13 protein-coding genes are annotated in these 15,227 nt (G+C 68.8%); 6 read left to right on the top strand and 7 right to left on the bottom strand.

The window, feature by feature from the left end:
* The first annotated feature begins 18 nt into the window (after positions 1–18).
* Together LSI54_RS00395 and LSI54_RS00390 are read left to right on the top strand one after the other, a co-directional pair.
* Positions 19–684 carry an ECF transporter S component gene (locus LSI54_RS00395; protein WP_241477504.1) on the top strand — a complete coding sequence of 222 codons (666 nt, stop codon included), beginning with the start codon at positions 19–21 and terminating at the stop codon, positions 682–684.
* A complete protein-coding gene (locus tag LSI54_RS00390; protein ID WP_241477503.1) occupies positions 677–3,166 on the top strand; it encodes an ATP-binding cassette domain-containing protein in 2,490 nt (829 codons plus the stop codon). Before LSI54_RS00395 ends, LSI54_RS00390 begins: the two co-directional genes overlap by 8 nt.
* A 12-nt stretch (positions 3,167–3,178) precedes the next feature.
* Here LSI54_RS00390 and mnhG read toward each other — a convergent pair whose 3' ends face one another.
* Genes mnhG through LSI54_RS00360 form a run of 6 tightly spaced genes read right to left on the bottom strand, consistent with a single transcriptional unit; the run spans position 3,179 to position 10,324 of the window.
* Positions 3,179–3,565 carry a monovalent cation/H(+) antiporter subunit G gene (mnhG, locus tag LSI54_RS00385; protein ID WP_241463638.1) on the bottom strand — a complete coding sequence of 129 codons (387 nt, stop codon included), beginning with the start codon at positions 3,563–3,565 and terminating at the stop codon, positions 3,179–3,181.
* On the bottom strand, positions 3,558–4,133 hold the full coding sequence (locus LSI54_RS00380) for a monovalent cation/H+ antiporter complex subunit F (RefSeq protein WP_241477502.1): 576 nt from the start codon (positions 4,131–4,133) through the stop codon (positions 3,558–3,560). Before LSI54_RS00380 ends, mnhG begins: the two co-directional genes overlap by 8 nt.
* Entirely contained in the window at positions 4,133–4,855 is a 723-nt protein-coding gene (locus tag LSI54_RS00375; protein WP_241477501.1) for a Na+/H+ antiporter subunit E, read from the bottom strand. The genes LSI54_RS00380 and LSI54_RS00375 overlap by 1 nt, the downstream gene beginning before the upstream one ends.
* Positions 4,855–6,585, bottom strand: coding sequence for a Na+/H+ antiporter subunit D (locus LSI54_RS00370; protein WP_241463635.1), 1,731 nt, complete (start codon positions 6,583–6,585; stop codon positions 4,855–4,857). Before LSI54_RS00370 ends, LSI54_RS00375 begins: the two co-directional genes overlap by 1 nt.
* Complete coding sequence (locus tag LSI54_RS00365; RefSeq protein WP_241477500.1) at positions 6,585–7,253, bottom strand: Na(+)/H(+) antiporter subunit C; 669 nt, start codon at positions 7,251–7,253, stop codon at positions 6,585–6,587. The genes LSI54_RS00370 and LSI54_RS00365 overlap by 1 nt, the downstream gene beginning before the upstream one ends.
* The gene (locus LSI54_RS00360) at positions 7,250–10,324 is read right to left on the bottom strand and encodes a Na+/H+ antiporter subunit A (RefSeq protein WP_241470292.1); all 3,075 of its coding nucleotides are present in this window, start codon (positions 10,322–10,324) and stop codon (positions 7,250–7,252) included. Before LSI54_RS00360 ends, LSI54_RS00365 begins: the two co-directional genes overlap by 4 nt.
* A gap of 113 nt (positions 10,325–10,437) precedes the next feature.
* Here LSI54_RS00360 and LSI54_RS00355 point away from each other — a divergent pair, with 113 nt between their 5' ends.
* Positions 10,438–11,811, top strand: a complete 1,374-nt coding sequence (locus LSI54_RS00355) for an MFS transporter (RefSeq protein ID WP_241477499.1) — start codon at positions 10,438–10,440, stop codon at positions 11,809–11,811.
* A gap of 45 nt (positions 11,812–11,856) precedes the next feature.
* Here LSI54_RS00355 and dcd read toward each other — a convergent pair whose 3' ends face one another.
* Positions 11,857–12,435 (bottom strand): dCTP deaminase, encoded by a 579-nt coding sequence (gene dcd, locus LSI54_RS00350; RefSeq protein ID WP_241463632.1) that lies wholly within the window; start codon positions 12,433–12,435, stop codon positions 11,857–11,859.
* Between the two features lie 90 nt (positions 12,436–12,525).
* Here dcd and LSI54_RS00345 point away from each other — a divergent pair, with 90 nt between their 5' ends.
* The 3 genes from LSI54_RS00345 (at position 12,526) to LSI54_RS00335 (ending at position 15,210) form a co-directional block, all read left to right on the top strand.
* Positions 12,526–12,993: an SseB family protein gene (locus tag LSI54_RS00345; protein ID WP_241463631.1), complete on the top strand. Its 468-nt coding sequence runs from the start codon at positions 12,526–12,528 to the stop codon at positions 12,991–12,993.
* Between the two features lie 90 nt (positions 12,994–13,083).
* Positions 13,084–14,046 carry an AEC family transporter gene (locus tag LSI54_RS00340; RefSeq protein WP_241463630.1) on the top strand — a complete coding sequence of 321 codons (963 nt, stop codon included), beginning with the start codon at positions 13,084–13,086 and terminating at the stop codon, positions 14,044–14,046.
* Positions 14,047–14,136: 90 nt separating this feature from the next.
* On the top strand, positions 14,137–15,210 hold the full coding sequence (locus LSI54_RS00335) for a hypothetical protein (RefSeq protein ID WP_241477498.1): 1,074 nt from the start codon (positions 14,137–14,139) through the stop codon (positions 15,208–15,210).
* Positions 15,211–15,227 lie beyond the last annotated feature (17 nt).

The following is a 15,227-nucleotide window of genomic DNA, read 5'->3' as shown; positions in this document are numbered from 1 at the left end:
CATCCAGGGAGAAGCATCATGAGCAGCAGCAAACGCGCGGCCACCTCCGGTCGCGGCACAGGCGCACACTCCCCCACCCGATCATGGCGCTGGTCGGTCTCCGACATCGTGGTCGCCTCGGTGCTCGCGGTCGCCTCCGGAGTCATCTTCTGGGGCTGGAACCTCAGCTACCACCTGATCGGGAACCTCTTCGTCTTCTACCCGCCGGTGGAGACCCTGGTGCATGGGATGTGGCTCTTCCCCGCCGTCCTCGGGGCCCTGGTGATCCGCAAGCCCGGCGCCGCGATCTACTGCGAGATGGTCGCCGCGGCGGTCTCCGCCCTGCTGGGCTCCCAGTGGGGACTCACCGTGCTCTCCTCCGGGTTCATGCAGGGCCTCGGCGCCGAGCTGATCTTCCTGGCGGTGGTCTATCGCCGCTTCTCCCTGGAGTTCGCGATGGCAGCCGGCGCCGCCTCCGGGCTCACCGGCGGAATCACCTATCACTGGATCGTCCCGATGTACGCCTACGCCCCCACCGAGACCATCATCCACATCACCTGCTTCGCGCTCTCGGGGGCGATCATCGCCGGGGTGCTCCCCTGGCTCGCCACCCGTGGACTGGCGGCGGCCTCGGTGCTGGGGCCGCTGAACTCTCGGCGAGCGCACCGGGAGCCACGGCTGAGCCTCGGGCGAGCACATGGGTGAACGGGTCGACGCCGGGGCTGGTGATCTCGCCGGCACCCCGGTCCCTGAGCCCGGCTCCGCGACCCGGGCGCACCCTGCGCGCGGGGTCGCCGTCACCGCGCAGCGATGGTCCTGGACCCATGCCGAACGCGAGCGTGCTGCTGTGGCGGGCCTTGACCTGCAGATCTCTCCGGGAGAGAAGGTGCTCCTCGCGGGGCCCTCGGGGGCGGGGAAGTCCACCCTGCTGCACGCGCTGGCCGCGGTGCTGCATGATGATGAGGCCGAGGTCCACGGCCGGCTGCTGCTCGACGGCGTCGACCCTGAGCAGGCCCGCGGCCGGGCCGGCCTGATGCAGCAGGACCCGGAGTCCCAGGTGGTGCTCTCGCGGATCGGCGACGACGTGGCCTTCTCCGCCGAGAACCTCGCCGTGCCGCGGGAGCAGATCTGGCAGCGGGTCCGGGCCGCACTAACCGATGTCGGACTGCACAGCTTCGACCTGGATCATCCCAGCGCGAAGCTCTCCGGAGGACAGAAGCAGCGGCTGGCCCTGGCCGGGATCCTCGCGATGCGCCCCGGCCTGCTGCTGCTCGATGAACCCACCGCAAACCTGGACCCCGAGGGCGTCCGGCAGGTACGTGACGCGGTGCTCGCCGCCGCCGAGGCCACCGGCGCCACGGTCATCCTGGTGGAGCATCGTCTCGAGGTCTGGGCGGAGCACATGGACACCCTGCTGGTGCTCGAGACCGGCGGCGGGATCCGCAGGAGCAGTCCCGCCGCGGAGATCTTCACCGATGCTGCGCTTCGCGAGGAGCTGGCCGGCATGGGGCTCTGGGTTCCCGGACGGGATCCGCTGCAGGATCTGCCGGTGTGGAGGGGTGGTACGGAGCGGCTGGGCGGGACTGAGCGGCTGGGCGGGACTGGGCGGAAGCAGGCCGAACCGCTGCTGCTGGCCGAGGGCCTCGCCGTCGGACGCCACTCCCCCAAACCCGGCTGGCGGCGCGCGCAGCCGGCGCCGCCGACCGTGAAGGATCTCGATCTGGTGATCCGCCGAGGTCAGACCCTGGGCATCACCGGCGCCAACGGCGCGGGGAAGTCCACGCTGCTGCTGACCCTGGCGGGGCTGCTGCCCGCCCATGCCGGCAGCGTCTCGGCGACTGCGGAGCTCAAGGGCGCTGGCGCGCTGCTGGCGGAGGACCCGCACAAGTGGCGCTCCGCTGACCTGGTCGCCCGGATCGGGGTGGTCTTCCAAGAGCCGGAGCACCAGTTCGTGCGCAGCACCGTCCGCGAGGAGCTCGCCCTGGGCGCGCAGCAGGCCAAGGTCCCCGGCACGACGGACCCATTGTTCGACGAGCAGCAGATCGACGACCGGGTCGCCCGGCTGCTGGAGCGTCTCGGACTCACGGAGCTGGCCGAGGCCAACCCGTTCACGCTCTCGGGCGGGGAGAAGCGCCGGCTCTCGGTGGGCACTGTGCTCTCGGCGGGACCTGAGGTGCTGATGCTCGATGAGCCCACCTTCGGCCAGGATGCCCGCACCTTCGCGGAGCTCATCTCACTGCTGCGCGAGCATGTGGATTCCGGCGGAACGGTGCTGGCGGTCACCCACGATGCCGCCTTCCTGCGCGGACTTCACGCGAGTGAGCACCAGGTCCGGCGAGAAGAACCGGTCGCCCCGGACGAGCAGCGGGGCGGGGAGCGCTCAGACCCCCCGGGTGGGGAGCTCTTCGGGCCTGAGCGGTCGCTGTCCTGGCTGGGCCGGCGCAATGCGCTGGCCAAGCTCATCGCGGTCTTCCTGATCACGGCGGCGCTGGTGATGACCATCGACGCGGTGAGCTCCGGCGTCGTGATCCTCGCCAGCCTCGCGCTGCTGCCGCTGGCCGGGATCAGACCGGGCGGCTTCCTGCGACGCGTCTGGCCCTTCGCCGCGGGCGCGGTGGTGGCCGCCTGGGGCACCGCGATCGCCGCCGAAGAGTCCGGTCGTGTGCTCGCTGACCTGGGGTTCACCACGATCAGCGAGGGATCGATCACGCTGGGGCTCGCGCTGGGCGCCCGTGCGTTCGCGATCGTGCTGCCTTCGGTGATCGTCTTCTCCACCACGGATCCGACGGATCTGGCGGACTCCCTGGCGCAGCAGCTGCGGCTGCCCGCGCGCTTCGTGCTCAGTGCGCTGGCGGCGATGCGGCTGCTCGGTCTGCTGGCGGAGCATTGGAGAACGATCGGGCACGCCCGCCGAGCCCGCGGCGTGGGTGCGCACGGCGGGCTCACGGCACGGATGCGCGGCACGGCCTCGCAGGCCTTCGGTCTGCTGGTCCAGGCCATCCGGATGGCCACCAGGCTCGCGGTGACCATGGAGTCGCGCGGGTTCGGCGCGGGACCGCGAAGCTGGGCGCGCCCCGCGCGGTTCAGCGCGGCGGATCTGCCGGTGATCCTGGGCGGCGCCGGAATCGGGGCGCTGGCGGTGACCGCGGCGGTCCTCGCCGGAGCCTGGAACTTCGTCTGGACCTGAGCGGGTCCATGCTCAGCCGCGGGAGGGAGGGATGTCCCGGCTGATCCGCTCGACCGCGCTGGCGAGCTCGTCATGGGTGAGCAGATCCCGGCGCATGTGCTTGGTGCGGTAGCCGGAGCGGCCCACCACATGCGCGCTGACCGGCGCGGTGAGCAGCTGCAGGCCCCAGGCGAGCAGCACGATGGCGACCCATTCCCAGGACCGCCAGCTGATCGCCGCGGCCAGCAGCAGCGCAAGCAGCCCCAGCACCTGTGGCTTGGTCGCTGCGTGCATCCGCGAGTGCAGATCGGGCAGCCGGACCAGGCCGACGCCGGCGGCCAGGGACATCAGCCCGCCGATCACCAGCAGCACCGAGGCCACCGCATCGAGGATCAGGTCCGCGTCGAGAGACTCAAGCATCACGATCCTCCTGCTTCGATGGCTTCTGTGCGGGCGGGCGAGCAGCGGTGTCAGCACTCGGGGCTTCCTCCGCGTCGGCGCTGGCGTCGTCGTGGCGGCGCGGGGTGAACCCGGAGCGGGTCAGGGCGGAGAACCAGGAGGTGGACTCGTCCTCGCCCTCCTCCACCTCGATCCCGGGCATCCTGGGGGTGCTCACCGGGTCGTGCGGGGCCTCCGGCTCACTCTCCGCAGCGGCACCGGGGATGGCCGGGGCCAGCGGGGGCGCAGGGTATGGGTCCTGCTCGGAGGATTCGCTGGCCACCTCTTCGGGAGAGCGCACGACCACATAGCGTGCGATGGCCACCGCGCCGAGGAAGCCGATCACGGCCGTGATCACGACGAACATGATGAAGTCCTGGTGGTCGTTGACCACCATGTCCACGATCATCATCGAGGCCACGATGATGAGCATCACGTCGAGGCTGATCACCCGGTCCAGCACGGAGGGGCCCTTATAGATGCGGTAGACGCTGCCGATGGCGCCGATGGCGAGCAGCACCTGGGTGATGTGCACGGCGATGTCCAGCATCAGTGCTCCACCTCCTCGATCGTGGTCCGCTCAGGAGAATCGGCGCCGGCATCGATGTCGGTACGCTCGGGGGTGCGTCCCGCGGCACGTTCGGCGTCCCGCTCGGCCTCGCTGGGACCGTCGCCGCGGTGGATGAACGGGGCCTCCCGCTCGGTCTTGGAGAAGCCCGACATCCTGCCCAGGCGCTTCTCCGCCTTGACCACGGCCACGTCCGAGCGATTCCCGCAGGTCAGGATGAGCAGCGCCTCGGTCTTCAGCGCGTCCTGGCGGATCTTCTCGGCATCCTCATCGGAATTGATGTCGAGAGTGTGCAGGTAGAGCGTCGCCGTCGTGCGGTCGACGTCGAGGACCAGGGAGCCCGGCACCAGCGCAAGCGCATGCCCGGTCAGGGTGACGATCAGGTCGTCATGGCTGCGCAGCTGGATCGAGATGATCGAGTTCTTCACCCTCGGTCCGACGACGACGGCGATCCAGGAGACCTGGAACGAGGCGGCGACCATCTTCACCAGGAAGCGACCGGTGAAGGCCAGTCCCCACCAGGGGTTCAGCCGTCCGCTGCCGCGCAGCGGCGGCAGGTAGAACACCCGCACGATGATCGTGGCATAGACCGCCCCGATGATGAACGTGCCGATCGTGAAGTCCTGCCAGATCGCCATCCAGAAGAAGCCGAGGAACGCGATCAGCGGCAGCTCCAGCTTCAGCGGAGTCTTGGGTCTCTTCATCACTGATCATCCCCGTCGGTGATCTCCGGGACGACGTCGGCCGCTTCGTCATCGGGCTGCAGGGAGGTCTCCACCGGAGCATGCTCGGCCGCGCCGCCGTCGTCGAGCTCATAGTCGATCAGGAAGGTGGCGGCGAACTCCTCGAGCTCGTCGCGCACACCCTCGGTCCGGTCGGGGCCGAAGACGGCCTCCAGGTAGGGGGTGCGCTCATACATATCCTGCGCGGCGGCCCGGGAGAAGTCCATCAGCGGGCCGGCGAAGACGCTGAACGCCAGCGACATCGCCACCAGCGCCGCGGTCGGGGCGACCATCGACATCGGCAGGTAGCGCTTGTTCGCCGCGCGGGAGTGCGCCAGCGTCTTGGACATCAGCTGGCGCTCGGGAGTCTCATCGGCGTCCTCAGGCTTGCGCCAGAAGCCGCGGGTCCAGATCCTGGCCACCGCCATCAGGGTGAGCAGGGAGGTCACCACCGAGGCGATCACCAGCGTCCAGGTGATCCAGGTGTTCTCCGCGATGCCGCCCTGCATCATGCCCAGCTTGCCGACGAATCCGGAGAACGGTGGAATCCCGGCGAGGTTCATCGCCGGGATGAAGAACAGCAGTCCCAGCACCGGGGAGATCTTCGCCAGCCCGCCCAGGCGCAGCACGTTGGAGGTCCCGGACCGGCGTTCGATCAGTCCGGTGACCAGGAACAGCGTGGTCTGGATGGTGATGTGGTGGGCCACGTAGTAGATGGTGGCGGCCATGCCGATGATCGAGCTCAGCGCGAGCCCGAAGACCAGATAGCCGATATGGCTGATCAAGGTGAAGGAGAGCATGCGCTTGATGTCCGCCTGCGCCAGCGCACCGAGGATTCCCACGATCATGGTCAGCGCCGCGACGATCATCAGCGCGGTGTTGATCCGCTCCCCCGGGAAGAGCAGCGTCTCGGTGCGGATCATCGCGTAGATGCCGACCTTGGTGAGCAGCCCGGCGAACACCGCGGTGACCGGGGCCGGCGCCGTGGGGTAGGAGTCGGGCAGCCAGAAGGCCAGCGGGAACACCGCGGCCTTGATCCCGAAGGCCACCAGCAGCATCACGTGCAGGGTCAGCTGGGTGCTGGGATCAAGGTCCGCCAGGCGCAGCGCGAGATCGGCCAGGTTCACCGTGCCGGTGGCGGCGTAGATCATCCCGATCGTGATCAGGAACAGCATCGAGGAGACGATCGAGACCACCACGTAGGTGACGCCCGCACGGATCCGGGATTCACCGCCGCCCAGGGTCAGCAGCACATAGGAGGCGGTCAGGAAGATCTCGAAGCCCACGTAGAGGTTGAACAGGTCACCGGCGAGGAACGCGTTGGATACGCCGGCCACCAGGATCAGGTAGGTGGGGTAGAAGATCGAGACCGGACCGGAGTCGTCCTTCTCCTCGGCGGCGCCCTGGCCCACCGCGTAGAGCAGCACGCACAGGGTGATGATCGAGGAGACCACCAGCATCAGCGCCGCGAACCGGTCGATCACCATCACGATGCCGAAGGGCGCCGGCCAGCCGGCCAGGTGGATGGCGTGGGCGCCGCCGTTCCAGACGTGGCTCAGCATCGTGACCTCGAGGATCACGGTGAGCACGAGCGCGCCGATGGTGATCGCCCGCTGGGCGGACTTGTTGCGGTAGAAGGCGAACGCGAAGCCCGCGCCGAAGAACGGGATCAGCACGGCCAGCGGGGTGAAGTTGAGGAACTCGGTGTTCATCAGCGCTGACCTCCTTCGGTCGGGTCTGGATCCTCAGCCGGATCGGTGTCAGGTTCCGCCGTCGGCTCGACGTCGGGATCTGCCGGGGCCTGCCGAGGCGGCCCGTCGGCGCGTCCGGCTCCGATGGTGACGTCGAGCTGGTCTGCGTGCATCGCTCCGGACGCGGGCGCCTCATCTGCGGCATCCGTCCCAGCCACCTCATCCACCCCGCGGCGCGGGTTCAGCAGCTGGCGCCCCGAGGAGTCGGTGTCATCGGCGAACTCGGTGGTCTCGGTGGCCAGCTCAGCGTCTTCCTCGGTGTCATGGACGTTGGCGTAGGAGGCGATGCGGCGGTCTTCCTCGTCGTCGGCGAGCTCGTCCTGCCGGGCGAGCACCCAGGACCGGTAGATCAGCGCCAGCATGAAGCTGACCAGTGCGAAGGCGATCACGATCGCGGTGAGCAGCAGCGCCTGCGGCAGCGGGTCGAGGTACTCCTCGGCGGAGATGTCGGGATCATAGATCGGGGCGAGTCCGGCGCGGCCGGCGGTGTGCAGCAGCAGCAGGTTCACCCCGTTGGAGATCAGGATGATCCCGAGCAGCACCCGGGTCAGTGAGCGCTCCAGGAGCAGGTAGATGCCGATGGCGAAGAGCGCGCCCATGAGCACCAGAAGGGTCAGGTTGACGGTCATCGGGCCACCCCCGCAGAGGTCTCGCCGTGGATGCCGTGCGCGGTGGTGGTGGCGCGCTGGCCCTCACGTTCGCTGCGCACATCGATCTCCGAGCCGAGGCTGCGCAGGATGTCCACGATCAGGCCGATGACCACCAGGTAGACCCCGACGTCGAAGAGGATCGCCGAGACGAAGTGGTGCTCGCCAAAGATCGGGAGGGTGAGGTAGAAGTCGAAGGACTGGAAGGCCTGCCCGCCGGCGATCAGCGGGGTGATGCCCGTGAAGCAGGCGATGGCCAGGCCCCAGCCCATCATGGCGCCGGCGGAGAACGGGATCGCGGCTTCGAGCTCGTAGCGGCCGCCGGCCAGGTAGCGCAGCACGAAGGCGAGTCCCGCCAGCAGGCCGCCGGCGAAGCCGCCGCCTGGCAGGTTGTGTCCGGCCAGCAGCAGGTAGAGCGAGATCATGATGATGCCGTGGAACATCAGCCGGGTGATGACCTCGAAGACGATGCTGCGGTGCTCCGGCGCCACCGTGCGGCCGGCCACCAGCCAGGCCTCACGGGCCACGGTGGCGAAGGAGCGGGCGACCTTGATCTCGCGGACCTGGCGCGGGGAGAGCGCCTTGTCCGAGAGCACCCGTCCGACGGTGCCGCTGGGGACCTCATGGAGCTCCCGGCGCTGCACGTCACGGCGTTTCACGAAGATCAGCGAGGCGACGCCGGTGGCCGCGGCGGCGAGCACGGTGATCTCACCGAAGGTGTCCCAGACGCGGATGTCCACGAGTGTGACGTTGACGATGTTGGCGCCCTGACCGACCTCATAGGCCATCCAGGGGTATTCCACGGACACCGGATCGGCGGTGCGGGCGTTCATGGACATCGCGGCGACGGCCATCATGACCACGCCGAAGCCGATGCCCAGCGCCGCGCGGCCGAACTTGAACCGGGTGGGGGTCTGGGTCCAGATGCCCGCCGGCAGGCTTCGCAGCGCGAGCACGAAGACCACCAGCACGATGGACTCCACCAGCAGCAGGGTCAGCGCGAGGTCCGGGGCGCCCTGCAGCGCGAAGATCCCGGCGATCCCCCAGCCGCAGAGCGAGACCATCAGCACCGCCATGAAGCGCTTGGGAGCCCAGATGGCGCCGGAGGCTCCGCCGAGGATGATCAGCGCGAGCACCACCTGCAGCGGCTGCTCGGCGATGATGAAGTCGTCCACCATCCAGCGATCTGAGACCCCGGCGCCTCCGGGGCCGCCGAAGATCACCACGCTGAGCGGCACCAGCGTCGCCACGGCGAGGATGATGAACAGGTACCAGCCCAGCGCACCGCGCTGGGTGCGGGCGGTGACCCAGGAGGAGAGCATGTCGACCCCGCGCACCGTGGCTCGGTAGCCGCGCTCGGCGTCGAACACCGGAGGCACCTTCGTCTGGACGCGGGCGAAAGGCTCGCGGAGGCGGAAGAGCGCGTAGCCCAGCACCCAGGTCAGCGCGGAGAGTCCCAGCACCGGGGTCAGTCCGTGCCAGAGCGCGAGATAGGTCGGTTCGACCGCGGGGTCCACCGGCGCGAACAGGGTGGCCCAGGGTTCGACCAGCGCCTGCACCGGCTGTGGGAACAGCGCCAGGCCCACGGTCGCCGCGGCGAGGATCATCGGAGCTGCGAGGAAGACCCGCGGCACCGGGCCCTTGAAGACGATGGGCGCCGCCGCAGCGCCGGAGGCTTCGCGCTTGGTGGCGAAGGCTCCCCAGAGGAACCGGGCCGAGTAGGCAACGGTCAGCGCGGAGCCCAGCACGACGCCGACCAGCACCAGCCAGCCCCAGGTCAGCGCCGAGCCCCCGTCGGTGGCTTCGGCGTAGCTGAAGAACGACTCGAAGACGACCTCCTTGGCCACGAAGCCGAAGAGCGGCGGCAGGCCTGCCATGGAGGCGGTGGCGATCAGCGCGACGATGAACAATGGGCGCTGGGTCCGGGCCAGCCCGGAGAGCCTGCGCAGATCGCGGGTGCCGGACTGGTGGTCGATGATCCCGACCACCATGAACAGCGCCGCCTTGAACAACCCGTGGGCCAGCAGCATGGCGAGTCCGGCCAGCGCCGCGTCCTCGGTGCCCAGCCCGTTGATCATGATCAGGAAGCCCAGCTGGGAGACCGTGCCGTAGGCGAGCACCAGCTTGATGTCGGTCTGGCGCAGCGCCCGCCAGGCGCCGACCAGCATGGTGAGCAGCCCGAGCCCGAGCACCAGCGGCAGCCAGAAGGTGGTCTCGTGGAAGCCCGGGGCGAACCGGGCCACCAGGTAGACGCCGGCCTTGACCATCGCGGCGGCATGCAGATAGGCCGAGACCGGAGTCGGCGCCGCCATCGCTGCGGGGAGCCAGAAGTGGAACGGGACCAGCGCGGACTTCGAGAGCGCGCCGAGCAGGACCAGCGCCACCGCGATGTCCACCGCGGTCGCCGTCGCGGGGTCAGAGACCAGCTCCGGGGCGGCGGCGAGGATCTCGGAGAGCCGGTAGCTGCCGGTGAGCTGGCCCAGCCAGAGCAGACCCACCAGCATCGCCAGTCCGCCGAAGGTGGTCACCAGCAGCGCCTGGATCGCTGAGCGGCGGGCATAGATCCGGTGTGCCGAGAAGCCGATCAGCAGGAAGGACAGGATCGTGGTGAGCTCCCAGAACACGAAGAGCATGACCAGGTCATCGGCGAGCACCAGACCCAGCATCGAGGCGGCGAAGGCGAAGAGCTCCGCGGCGAAGGGGCCCGCCGCACGCTCGGAGGACGCGAAGTAGCGGGCGCAGTAGAGCATCACCAGGGCCCCGACGCCGAGGATCAGCACCGACATGGCCAGCGCCAGGGCGTCGATGCGGAACGCCAGCTCCACGCCGAACTGCGGGATCCACTCGATCACCTCGGCCGGAGGAGCGTTGGGCTCGCCGATGCCGGCGGCCTGATCGGCCTCGAGCACCGCGGGCACATAGCTCAGGATCGCGACCATGGCCACAGCCAGGACTGCGGCGAGGAAGAAGAAGGTGCGGCGGCCGAACCGGTGGTACAGGAAGGGGGTCAGGATGCTGAGCGCGAACAGCACAGCCAGCATCCCAATGATCATGTACCCCGCTCCTCTCCAGTCATCAGCCTCACACGCCTCACTGCGAGTTCCTGGATCCAGGTTCTGCGGTGGCAATCCTCTCAATGTTAACAAACCAGGGTTACTATGCCGCAATGACCAGCATCGAGCCCGTCGCGGCCTCCCCCCTCGCTCCGCTGAAGAAGCGGCTGATCGCGGTCTGGAGCCTGTGGAGCTGGGGCAATGCCACGGTGAGCGCGGTGATGGTGACCTTCGTCTTCGGCACCTACATCGCCGACGCGGTCGGGCCGGGCGGGCAGGGAACGCAGTATCTGACCACCGCGAACACCATCGCCGGGCTGGTCATCGCGCTCACCGCCCCGGTCATCGGGCAGCGGGCGGACAACGGCGGCCGACGACGACGCTGGCTCGCCGTCAACACCCTGATCGTCATCGCGCTGGTCGCGGCATGCTTCTTCGTGAAGCCCGACCAGGCCTACCTGGTCCTGGGCGTGACCCTCATGGCCACGATGACGCTCTTCGACGAGTTCGCGAACCTCAACTACAACTCCATGATCACCGACATCGCTGACTCGCCACGGATGGGCCGAGTCTCAGGCATCGGCTGGGGCTCGGGCTACCTCGGCGGGATCGTGATCCTCGCCATCGTCTACTTCGGTCTGGTCGCCGGCGAGCCGCCGCACCTGTTCGGACTGGGAGAGGATGAGATGGTCAACGTCCGGGCAGTGGCGCTGGTGGCTGCCGCCTGGTTCCTGATCTTCTCGCTGCCGCTGCTGCTGACCCCGCTCAAGACCGCCGACCAGGAGGTCATTCAGGAACGGGTCAGCATCCTGGAGTCCTACCGCAGGCTCGTCGGGCTGGTCATCGGACTCTGGCGTGAGGACCGGAACACCTTCTGGTTCCTGGTCTCCTCCGCGATCTATCGTGATGGGCTCTCCGCGGTGTTCACCTACGGCGCGATCCTCGGTGTCACGGTCTTCGGGTTCACCACCTCCGACATCCTGCTCTTCGGCATCGCCGGCAATGTGGCCGCGGCGCTGGGGGCGTTCATCGGCGGCTGGTTCGACGACCGGGTCGGTCCGCGCCGAGTGATCGCCACCTGTGTGACCGCGCTGATCATCACCGCCGCAATCCTGTACTTCCTCGACGTGGAGCGCAGCTTCGGCGGCTTCGTGGTCACCCCGACGGGCGCCTTCTGGGTCTTCGGGCTGATGCTCTGCGTGTTCGTGGGCCCGGCGCAGTCCTCTTCCCGGGCGTTCCTGGCCCGGCTGGCACCGCCGAGCCGGGCCGGTGAGCTCTTCGGGCTCTACGCGACGGCGGGGCGCAGCGTGTCCTTCCTGACTCCGGGGCTGATCGCGCTGCTGCTGTGGAGCGCGGGCGGCAGCGACAAGGCGATCATCATCGGCGTGGTGGTGATCCTGAGCATCGGGCTTCTCACCCTGACCCTGGTGCACAACCCCACCGGTCCGGCGAAGATGCGCGATCATCGGGTGCTGAACCGCAGCTGAGGGCTGAGGCGGGGCGGAGTGGCCCCGAGCTGACCCGGCCTCGGGCTACCTGATGATCGTGCGGTGGAAGTTCGCGTGGCTGCGCGAGGCCGTGGGTCCGCGCTGGCCCTGATAGCGGGACTGATGCGCCCCGGTGCCGTAGCCGTGCTCGGCCGGAGAGCTCAGCCGGAAGAAGCAGAGCTGACCGATCTTCGACCCGGGCCACAGCTTGATCGGCAGCGTGGCCATGTTGGAGAGCTCCAGGGTGACCTGCCCGGAGAACCCGGGGTCGATGAACCCCGCGGTGGAGTGGGTCAGCAGTCCCAGCCGGCCCAGTGAGCTCTTGCCCTCCAGCCGGGCCGCGACGTCGTCGGGCAGGGTGACCGACTCATAGGTGGCGCCGAGCACGAACTCCCCGGGATGCAGGATGAAGGGCTCCTCGGGATCCACCTCCACCAGCCGGGTCAGATCCGGCTGGTCCGCCGCCGGGTCGATGTGGGCGTATTTGTGGTTGTCGAAGAGCCGGAACATGCGCTCCAGGCGCACATCCACGCTTGAGGGTTGGATCATCGAGGTGTCCAGCGGGTCCAGCCTGATCCGCTCGGCGTCGATCTCGGCTCGGATGTCACGGTCAGATAGCAGCACTCGCCCAAAGTACCTCAGCACAGCACTTGCCGGAGACGAGCCGGGCCCGTTCGCATTGCATTCTGCGCGAGTCCGTGATCGCGTAGAGACATGACCGAGACTCCCAATACCCAGCCAGAGCAGACTCCCGCCACCGACGCAGCCGCCGAGCAGGTCGGCCCCGCCGCCACGCTCGAGCAGGTCCTGATCGAGGGCAAGGACGGCACCGCGCAGGCCGGCGAGATCATCCGGACCTTCCTGACCAGCAGCGTCTTCTTCCTCAGCCCCGAGGAGGTCAACGACGAGACCGGTTCGGTGAATCCGCTGACGCTGCAGGACAACGAGGGCAACCCGTTGATCGCGCTGTTCAGCACCAGCGGGAACATTCCCGATGACTACAAGGAGCACGCTCCGCATGCCGTGGAGGCCCCCGGGGTCGCCATCGTGCAGTCGATCACCGGCGCCGGCATCATGATCGACGCCGGCCAGGAGCATGGCTTCCAGATCTCCGCCGAGGGCGTGGAGCGGATCCGCACCGACTTCATCAGCCCTGCCGAGGACGCCGAAGCCCAGCAATGAGCTGACCTCCGCTGAGCGGCAGCGCTCGCACCGCCCCCGCCGGGGCTAGAGTGTTGAGCTGAATCTGCTGCAGGAGCCGGGAGGAGTGTCGTGGGCGCGGTCCTCTCCGGCTTCACCATCATCTGGCTGATCATCGCGGTCGGCTGGAGCATCGGCAGGTTCGGGGTGCTCGGCCCCGATGCGCGCGTGGTGATGAGCCGCGTCGCGTTCTTCGTGGCATCCCCCTGCCTGCTCTTCGTCACCATCTCCGAATCCTCGCTGCGCGAGGTGCTCGGGCCGCAGTTCGCCATCGCGACCATCGGCGCGCTGATGACCCTGGTCGCGTTCATCCTGCTCGGCCGACTCCTGCTGCTCAAGGGCCGCGCCGGGTCTGATCTGATGATCGGCGGAATGAGCGGGTCGCTGGTCAACGGCGCCAACCTCGGCTTCCCGATCGCGGCCTATGTGCTCGGCGACGTCGCGCTCGCCGCGCCGATCATCATGTTCCAGCTGGCGATCTACACCCCGATCTACGTCACCGCACTGGACCTGCTGACCCGCGACGCGGGCACGACGCCGAAGGTCCGGCCCCGCCCCCGCATCGCGGTGCTGCGCAGCCTGGGGCAGTCTGCGGTGAACCCGATGATCATCGGCGCCGCTCTCGGCCTGCTCTTCTCCTGGCAGGGACTGAGCTTCCCCACCCCTGTGCAGGAGGCGATCGAGCTCCTCGCCGGCGCCTCGATCCCGCTGATGCTGCTGGCCTTCGGCCTCTCCCTGGTCGGCAGCCGACCGCTGAGCAGGGCCTCCGCCCGGCGTCGTGACGTGTTCCTCGCCGCCGGCCTGAAGCTGATCCTGCACCCGGTGCTCGCCTGGCTGCTCGCGTCCTTCGTCTTCGGACTCGATGCGCATCAGGTGCTCGTCGCGGTGGTCATGGCGGCCCTGCCGACCGCGCAGAACGTGCTGGTCACTGCCGTGCGCTATCAGGCCGGGGAGGTCATCGCCCGCGACACCGTCCTGTTGACCACCATCGCGGCGATCCCCACCGTGGTGCTGGTCGCCGTGCTGCTGGGCTGATCAGCGCAGACCCGACCGATCACCGAACCGGCGACCGGGGCGGCAGCCGAGCGACGGGCGGAGCGTCAGGGCATTGCTACGCTGAACCCTATGTCGCAGGTCCCCCACTCCCCTCCGCCGCCCCCACCCGGGGCGCCCGGGCGCACCCGCTCCCGCCGCGGACTGCTGGTGGCGTGGGCGGCCGCGCTGGTCCTGGCGCTGGCGGCCGGCGGCGTCGCCATCTGGCAGGTCAGCGAGAGGATCTACACCCCGGGTCACACCGCGCAGGAGTACTGGGACTCGATCACCCGAGGCAGCGGATCCGAGGCGCTGGGATTCTTCGACCCCGCCGCGCTGGACGCGGCGGAGGGCGCCCCGATCGACAGCCTGCTGCTGGACGGAGACGCGCTTGCACGCAGCGCCGCAGGCATCGAGAACACCAGGTTCGAGGAAGACCCCGGGCAGCAGGGACGCGCGATGATGCAGTTCGACATCGAGGGTGAGAGCTTCGAGACCCAGCTGCCCATGGAATCCCAGCAGAACACGCTGGCCTTCTTCCCGGACTGGGAGCTCACGGCGGCGTCGATGAGCCAGCTGCAGATCGATGTGCCCGGCGCCGCGGCCGGCGGCATCGCGCAGATCACCGTGAACGGTGAGCCGGTGAACCTCGAAAACGACTCCGCGACGCTGCGGACCTATGTCCCGGCCGTGGTGGAGATCGCCGTGGACAGCGAATGGCTGGTCGGCGCCTCTCGCTACGTGGTGGTCCAGGACGCCGGGAAGGGGGACGACGACGGCCAGTCCCACCAGATCACGCTGGAGCTCCAGGCCTCCGAGGCCGCCCAGGACCTGCTCCAGGAAGAGGTCGAGGCCTATCTGGACGGCTGTGCCGATCAGCAGGTGCTGATGCCCGCCGGATGCCCCATGGGCATCAACACCCCCAACCAGGTGGTCACCGAGTCCATCAGCTGGCGGATGCCTGAGCCCGAGGGCCTCACGCTCGACTTCGCAGAGGAGGGCTGGGAGACCCCCGGCGCCGACATGTCGGCCACGGTCACCTTCGACTCGCGGCACTTCCACGATGGGGCGAGCCTTGAAGAGAGCCACCAGGTCGACTTCGCGCTCAGCATCGAGGTCGGTGCCAGCGGCGAGGAGCTGATCGTCGCGGTCTCCGGCTCCGATTGATCCGAACTGTAGACTCT

Source organism: Nesterenkonia sp. AY15 (genome assembly GCF_022565855.1).
Classification (GTDB): domain Bacteria; phylum Actinomycetota; class Actinomycetes; order Actinomycetales; family Micrococcaceae; genus Nesterenkonia.
Note: the sequence above shows the minus strand (reverse complement) of the source record. Positions and strands in the feature narration are given on the sequence as shown.

Excerpts from the sequence above, each read along its gene's own strand:
- LSI54_RS00345 (WP_241463631.1), top strand. The coding sequence starts at position 12,526 with ATGACCGAGACTCCCAATACCCAGCCAGAGCAGACTCCCGCCACCGAC.
- LSI54_RS00355 (WP_241477499.1), top strand. The coding sequence starts at position 10,438 with ATGACCAGCATCGAGCCCGTCGCGGCCTCCCCCCTCGCTCCGCTGAAG.
- LSI54_RS00390 (WP_241477503.1), top strand. The coding sequence starts at position 677 with ATGGGTGAACGGGTCGACGCCGGGGCTGGTGATCTCGCCGGCACCCCG.
- mnhG (WP_241463638.1), bottom strand. The coding sequence starts at position 3,565 with ATGCTTGAGTCTCTCGACGCGGACCTGATCCTCGATGCGGTGGCCTCG.
- LSI54_RS00360 (WP_241470292.1), bottom strand. The coding sequence starts at position 10,324 with ATGATCATTGGGATGCTGGCTGTGCTGTTCGCGCTCAGCATCCTGACC.
- LSI54_RS00335 (WP_241477498.1), top strand. The coding sequence starts at position 14,137 with ATGTCGCAGGTCCCCCACTCCCCTCCGCCGCCCCCACCCGGGGCGCCC.
- LSI54_RS00395 (WP_241477504.1), top strand. The coding sequence starts at position 19 with ATGAGCAGCAGCAAACGCGCGGCCACCTCCGGTCGCGGCACAGGCGCA.
- LSI54_RS00375 (WP_241477501.1), bottom strand. The coding sequence starts at position 4,855 with ATGAAGAGACCCAAGACTCCGCTGAAGCTGGAGCTGCCGCTGATCGCG.
- LSI54_RS00370 (WP_241463635.1), bottom strand. The coding sequence starts at position 6,585 with ATGAACACCGAGTTCCTCAACTTCACCCCGCTGGCCGTGCTGATCCCG.
- LSI54_RS00380 (WP_241477502.1), bottom strand. The coding sequence starts at position 4,133 with ATGCTGGACATCGCCGTGCACATCACCCAGGTGCTGCTCGCCATCGGC.
- LSI54_RS00365 (WP_241477500.1), bottom strand. The coding sequence starts at position 7,253 with ATGACCGTCAACCTGACCCTTCTGGTGCTCATGGGCGCGCTCTTCGCC.